This window comes from Caulobacter sp. 17J65-9, assembly GCF_010975005.1.
In the GTDB taxonomy this organism is placed as follows: Bacteria; Pseudomonadota; Alphaproteobacteria; order Caulobacterales; family Caulobacteraceae; genus 17J80-11.
Genome location: NZ_JAAIVC010000213.1, coordinates 1 through 5141, shown reverse-complemented (window position 1 = coordinate 5141; position 5141 = coordinate 1). Strand labels below are relative to the sequence as shown.

The window sequence follows — 5141 nt, the reverse complement described above, 5'->3', positions numbered from 1 at the left end:
CCCGCCGCCGCGCCCGCGCCCGCGCCGACGCCGGAGGACGCGGTCGCCGACGCCCGCGCCGCCATCGCCAAGGGCGACCTGCGCCCGCGCGAGCTGAAGGCCGGCCTGAGCGAGGCCCAGCGCCGCTACGCGCTCGCCTACAACAAGACCATCCTGCTGGAGCGCCCGTTCATCGCCCCGGCCAACGAGCTGGAGCAGCGCCTGGTGGCCATGGCGCGCAACCCGTCGGAGGCGTCCGAGCGGGCTTTCGGCGAGCTGCTGCTGACCTCGAAGGTCTATCTGGTCACCAACAAGGAAGGCTACGCCGCCGCCAAGGCCGGCTCGACCGACGTGTCGTTCTGGACCGCTCCGCTGCGGGCGGGCACGGACGCCCTGGCCCTGTTCACCAGCGAGCAGCGGGTGCGCGAGGCGATGGCCAACGACGGCGAGATCTACATGCTGGCCATGCCCGGCCGCAGCGCGCTGGAGCTGGCGGGCGGCGTGCCGATCGCGGTGAACTACGGCCTGCAGCCGCCGGCCATCGTGCAGCCCGAACAGGTCGCGCTGCTGCTGGAGCGCTCGACCGCGGGGCGGTGACGGCGGCTCAGCTCTCGGGTTCGGCCGGGAGCTTGGCCAGCACCGCGGCGGTCATGCGTTCGCAGCGCGCGCCCAGGAACGGGAAGGCCGAGTGGGTGGTGGCCGACAGCTGCTCGTCCAGGGCCGCGCGCAGCATCCGGCGCGCCCGGTGCAGGCGGGTCTTCACCGTCTCGGGCTTGAGGTCGAGGTTGGAGGCCGTCTCCTCGACCGAACACTCCTCGACCTCGCGCATGACGAAGACCACGCGGAACGGTTCGGGCAACTCGTCGACCGCATGCTCGATCAGGCGGCGGATCTGGGCGCGGGCGGCTTCGGATTCCGGGCTTTCCGGCCGGGCGGCCGACAGGGACACGATTTCGGCTCCTTGGCGCTGGGCGGTCTCGACCGCCTCCAGCTCGACGGTGGGACGGCGGCGGCGCAGCCGGCCGCGCGCCTCGTTCAGGGTGATGCGGGTCAGCCAGGTCAAAAGCCCCGCCTCGCCGCGGAACCCGTCCAGCTTGGCGAAGCCCTGCAGGTAGGCCGTCTGCACCACGTCCTCCGCCTCGGCGTCGTCGCGCACCACGGCGCGCGCGACCCGGAACAGACGCTGATTGCAACGCTGGACGATCACCCGGCAGGCCTCGCGCCGGCCCGCCCGGGCCAGGGCGACCAGTTCGGCCTCGTCGAGGTCGTCGTAGTTGAGCGCGTGCGCGTGGCTGGCTGGCATCGGCATGGGCTTCCCCGAAACACGCACCATTGGATGCAGCGCGGGACTCTAAGGTTCCCGCCCCTCGCCTCCAAGCCTCGCGGAAAGCCGGGAACCTTTCGCGGGCCGCGCCCCTCCAATCGGGCATCCGTCTCTAGGAGGAGAGATCCGATGTTCAAACACCTTGGCCTCGTGGCCGCCCTCGCCATCGCCGTCCCGGCCGTCGTTTCGGCCCAGGCGCAAAAGCCGACCGATCCCCAGATCGCCCACATCGCCTACACCGCCGGCGCGATCGACGTGGCCGCCGGCGAGCAGGCGCTGGCCAAGTCGCAGAACGCCGACGTGCGCGCCTTCGCCGAGGAGATGGTGCGCGACCACAAGGCGGTGAACGATCAGGCGCTGGCCCTGGTGAAGAAGCTGGGCGTCACGCCCCAGGACAATCCGACCAGCCAGGCCCTGACCAAGCAGGCCGAGGCCAAGCGCGCCGAGCTGGCCAAGCTGAGCGGCCCGGCCTTCGACAAGGCCTACGTCGCCAACGAGGTCGCCTACCACAAGACGGTCAACGGGGCGCTGAGCGGCACGCTGATCCCGGACGCGTCGAACGCCGAGCTGAAGTCGCTGCTGCAGACCGGCCTGAAGCTGTTCCAGGAGCACGAGATGCACGCCGAGCATCTGATGGGAGGCCTGAAGTGAGCGCCCGCCGCGGCTTCATCCGGCTCCTGGTCGCCGCGGGCTGGCTGACGGTCGCGGCGGTCTCGTCCGCCGCCGCGGCGCCGAAGGTGCACACCATCGTCGTCGCCGACATGGCCTACGGGCCGGCGCCGGCAGACGTGCACGTGGGCGACACGGTGCGCTGGGTGAACAACGACATGTTCCGCCACACGGCGACCGCCAGGGACGGGTCGTTCGACCTCGACATGAAGCCCAAGGCCAGCGCCGAGACGGTCGTGAAGAAGGCGGGGACGATCAACGTCTACTGCCGCTTCCATCCGGGGATGAAGCAGACGCTGACCGTGAAGTGAGGCGCGTCTACTTCCGGTCCGACACGTGTTCCGGCTTGCCGGCGCGCGTGGTGTGGGCGAACTCCTCGAGCTGCTTTTCGCTCATGGACTCGTACATGGACTTGGACGCGCCCTTGAGCTCGCTCTTGGGCGTCTCGCCCCGCTTGGCCGACAGGGCGATGCCGGCGGCTTCCTGTTGCGCCTTGGACTTGGCGGGCATTTGAGCCTCCCGCGGTTACTGGTGGGACACGCGGAACGGCCGGTTCAGGCGCCGGTTCCGGCGTGGAACAGGCCGTCGACGACCGCATGCGCGCCGTCCCACGCGGCGTTGCCGACCAGGGCCAGCAGGCCGGCGGCCACCGCCGTCGTCAGCCAGCCCAAGAGCGCGATCAGGCCGTCGCGCTCCATGATCGCCAGCGCGAACAAAGCCATGGCCAGGGCCGGCACGAAGTTGCCCAGCGGAATGGGCAGGATCAGCACGAGCGACAGGATCACCGAGCAGATCCCGATCAGCCGCTCGCCCACGCCCGAGACCAGCCAGCTCATCCGCTGGTCCGACAGTCGCTCGGCCACGCGGACGGCCGGCATGACCTTCTCCGCGCCCTTGCGGAAGGCGGCCCGCGACACCGAGGCGTCCATCACCTTGTGCGGCAGCCACAGGCCCCCGCCCAGCGCCAGTTCCAGCGACAGGAGCAGCAGGGGAAGACCGGTGATGGTGGTGCCGCCCGGCGGCAGGGGCAGCAGGTTGATCAGCGCGATCACCAGCATGATCGCGCCGAAGCCGCGCCCGGCGAAGGTGTGCACCATCTCGGCGACCGGCAGGCGCTCGCCGTCGCCTTCGCCGAGCGTTCGGATCAGCACTGAGAAGTCGCGGCCGTCGTGGGGGCCCTGCCAGTGGCTTTCGCCTCGTGCTTGGCTGGCCCTCATCCGCCGTCCGACCTTTCGCGAGCGTCTCGCGCGGCCGATGCGCCGCGCGGATGAAACTCGCGAAACGGTGAGAGGTCCCGGAGGCTCCCCCGAAAAGGGGATGGGCGCCGCGCCCCGAAGCGCGCGGCGCCCTTGGAGACGCTTACGCGCCCAGCAGCTCGCGGCCGATCAGGAAGCGGCGGATTTCGTTGGTGCCGGCGCCGATGTCGTAGAGCTTGGCGTCACGCAGGAAGCGCTCCACCGGCCACTCCTTGATGTAGCCGGCGCCGCCGAGGGCCTGGATGGCCTCCAGCGAGGTCTTCACCGCGTTTTCCGAGGCCATGAGGATGGCGCCGGCGGCGTCGAAGCGGGTGGTCTTGCCGGCGTCGCAGGCCTTGGCCACCGCGTAGACGTAAGCCCGCGCCGAGTTCAGGGCGACGTACATGTCGGCGATCTTGCCCTGCATCAGCTGGAACGAGCCGATCGGACGGCCGAACTGCTTGCGCTCGCGGACGTAGGGCAGAACCACGTCCAGGCAGGCCTGCATGATGCCCAGCGGGCCGGCCGACAGCACGGCGCGCTCGTAATCCAGGCCGCTCATCAGCACGCCGGCGCCGCCGCCGATCGGGCCCATCACGTTTTCTTCCGGGACTTCGCAGTCCTCGAACACCAGCTCGCCGGTGTCGGAGCCGCGCATGCCCATCTTGTCGAGCTTCTTGCTGACCTTGAAGCCCTTGAAGTCCTTCTCGATCAGGAAGGCGGTGACGCCGCGGCTGCCGTCTTCCGGCGAGGTCTTGGCGTAGACCACCAGGGTGTCGGCGTGCGGGGCGTTGGTGATCCAGAACTTGGTGCCGTTCAGGACGTAGCGGTCGCCCTTCTTTTCGGCGCGCAGCTTCATGGAGATGACGTCCGAGCCGGCTTCGGCCTCGGACATGGCCAGGGCGCCGACGTGTTCGCCGGAGATCAGTTTGGGCAGGTAGCGGCGCTTCTGCTCGTCGGTGGCCCAGCGGCGGATCTGGTTGACGCACAGGTTGGAGTGGGCGCCGTAGGACAGGCCGACCGAGGCCGAGGCCCGTGACACCTCTTCCATGGCCACCACGTGCTCGAGGTAGCCGAGGCCCAGACCGCCCCACTCCTCCTCGACGGTGATGCCGTGCAGGCCCAGCTCGCCCATTTCGGGCCACAGCTGGCGCGGGAAGGCGTTGGTCTCGTCGATCTCGGCCGCCAGCGGGGCGATCCGGTCGGCGGAGAACCGGGCGGTCGTGTCTCGGATGGCGTCGGCGGTTTCGCCGAGGCCGAAGTCCATGGAGGGCGCGAATTGAGTCATGGGCGGGCGCTTAGCACGCGCGCCGCGCCCCCTCCACTCCCCCGCTTCAGTCGCGAACGCCGCCCAGCCGCTTCAGCAGGAAATAGACCGAGATGGTCACGCAGCCGAAGGCCAGCAGGGCCAGGGTCCAGGCCAGGATCACCGGCTGCGGTGAGGCCAGCTGCTTGGCCTTGATGAAGGCCGCGACCGCGCCGCCGAAGGCGAACAGCCCGATCACGCCCAGCAGCACGAACGGCCCGCTGGGACCGGCCTCCTCGTCGATCAGGTCGGTCTCGACCGGCTCGTGGCGGATGATGCGCGGCGCGGGGCGGACCTCTTCCCAGGTCTCCTCGAACAGCGGCGCCTCGTCGACCGCCGCCGTCTCCGGCTGCGTCCAGACGACGCTGGCCGGCTGCGGCATGAAGGTCGGCTCCCGCTCGGGCGGCGGGGTCAGGCTGAAGGCCTGGGACTCGAAGCCGGTATGGGTGGTCACCGCCGGTTCCGGCTGCGCCGGCGGTTCAAATTTTGACGGGGCGGCGTCCGCGAAGGCCGGCTCGAACGCCGGAGCGGCGGCCACGGGCTCGGGCGCGCGCTCGACGACCGCTTCCGGCGCCGGGACGGCCCCGACCTCGGTCAGGGTGGCGCGCGGCGGCAGCGGGCCGAAGCC

At 70.6% G+C, this 5141-nt stretch carries 8 protein-coding genes; 3 read left to right on the top strand and 5 right to left on the bottom strand.

Features of this window, described 5'->3' with window-relative positions; translation table 11 throughout:
- Positions 1–576: SseB family protein (locus G3573_RS19785; protein WP_163263393.1), on the top strand; the 576-nt coding region annotated here is incomplete at its 5' end.
- Between the two features lie 7 nt (positions 577–583).
- Here the strand turns inward: G3573_RS19785 and G3573_RS19780 are convergent.
- On the bottom strand, positions 584–1288 hold the full coding sequence (locus G3573_RS19780; RefSeq protein ID WP_205598387.1) for an RNA polymerase sigma factor: 705 nt from the start codon (positions 1286–1288) through the stop codon (positions 584–586).
- Between the two features lie 144 nt (positions 1289–1432).
- Here G3573_RS19780 and G3573_RS19775 point away from each other — a divergent pair, with 144 nt between their 5' ends.
- The gene (locus G3573_RS19775; RefSeq protein WP_163263392.1) at positions 1433–1954 is read left to right on the top strand and encodes a DUF4142 domain-containing protein; all 522 of its coding nucleotides are present in this window, start codon (positions 1433–1435) and stop codon (positions 1952–1954) included.
- Complete coding sequence (locus G3573_RS19770; protein WP_205598385.1) at positions 1951–2283, top strand: cupredoxin domain-containing protein; 333 nt, start codon at positions 1951–1953, stop codon at positions 2281–2283. The genes G3573_RS19775 and G3573_RS19770 overlap by 4 nt, the downstream gene beginning before the upstream one ends.
- Before the next feature lie 7 nt (positions 2284–2290).
- On the opposite strand, the gene G3573_RS19765 is transcribed toward G3573_RS19770, so the two are convergent.
- The 4 genes from G3573_RS19765 to G3573_RS19750 form a co-directional block, all read right to left on the bottom strand.
- The gene (locus G3573_RS19765) at positions 2291–2482 is read right to left on the bottom strand and encodes a DUF3008 family protein (RefSeq protein ID WP_163263391.1); all 192 of its coding nucleotides are present in this window, start codon (positions 2480–2482) and stop codon (positions 2291–2293) included.
- A gap of 44 nt (positions 2483–2526) precedes the next feature.
- Complete coding sequence (locus G3573_RS19760) at positions 2527–3189, bottom strand: exopolysaccharide biosynthesis protein (RefSeq protein WP_163263390.1); 663 nt, start codon at positions 3187–3189, stop codon at positions 2527–2529.
- Between the two features lie 142 nt (positions 3190–3331).
- Entirely contained in the window at positions 3332–4495 is a 1164-nt protein-coding gene (locus G3573_RS19755; RefSeq protein WP_163263389.1) for an isovaleryl-CoA dehydrogenase, read from the bottom strand.
- Between the two features lie 46 nt (positions 4496–4541).
- Positions 4542–5141, bottom strand: a 600-nt coding sequence (locus tag G3573_RS19750) for a hypothetical protein (RefSeq protein ID WP_205598384.1), incomplete at its 5' end; no start/stop codon positions are given.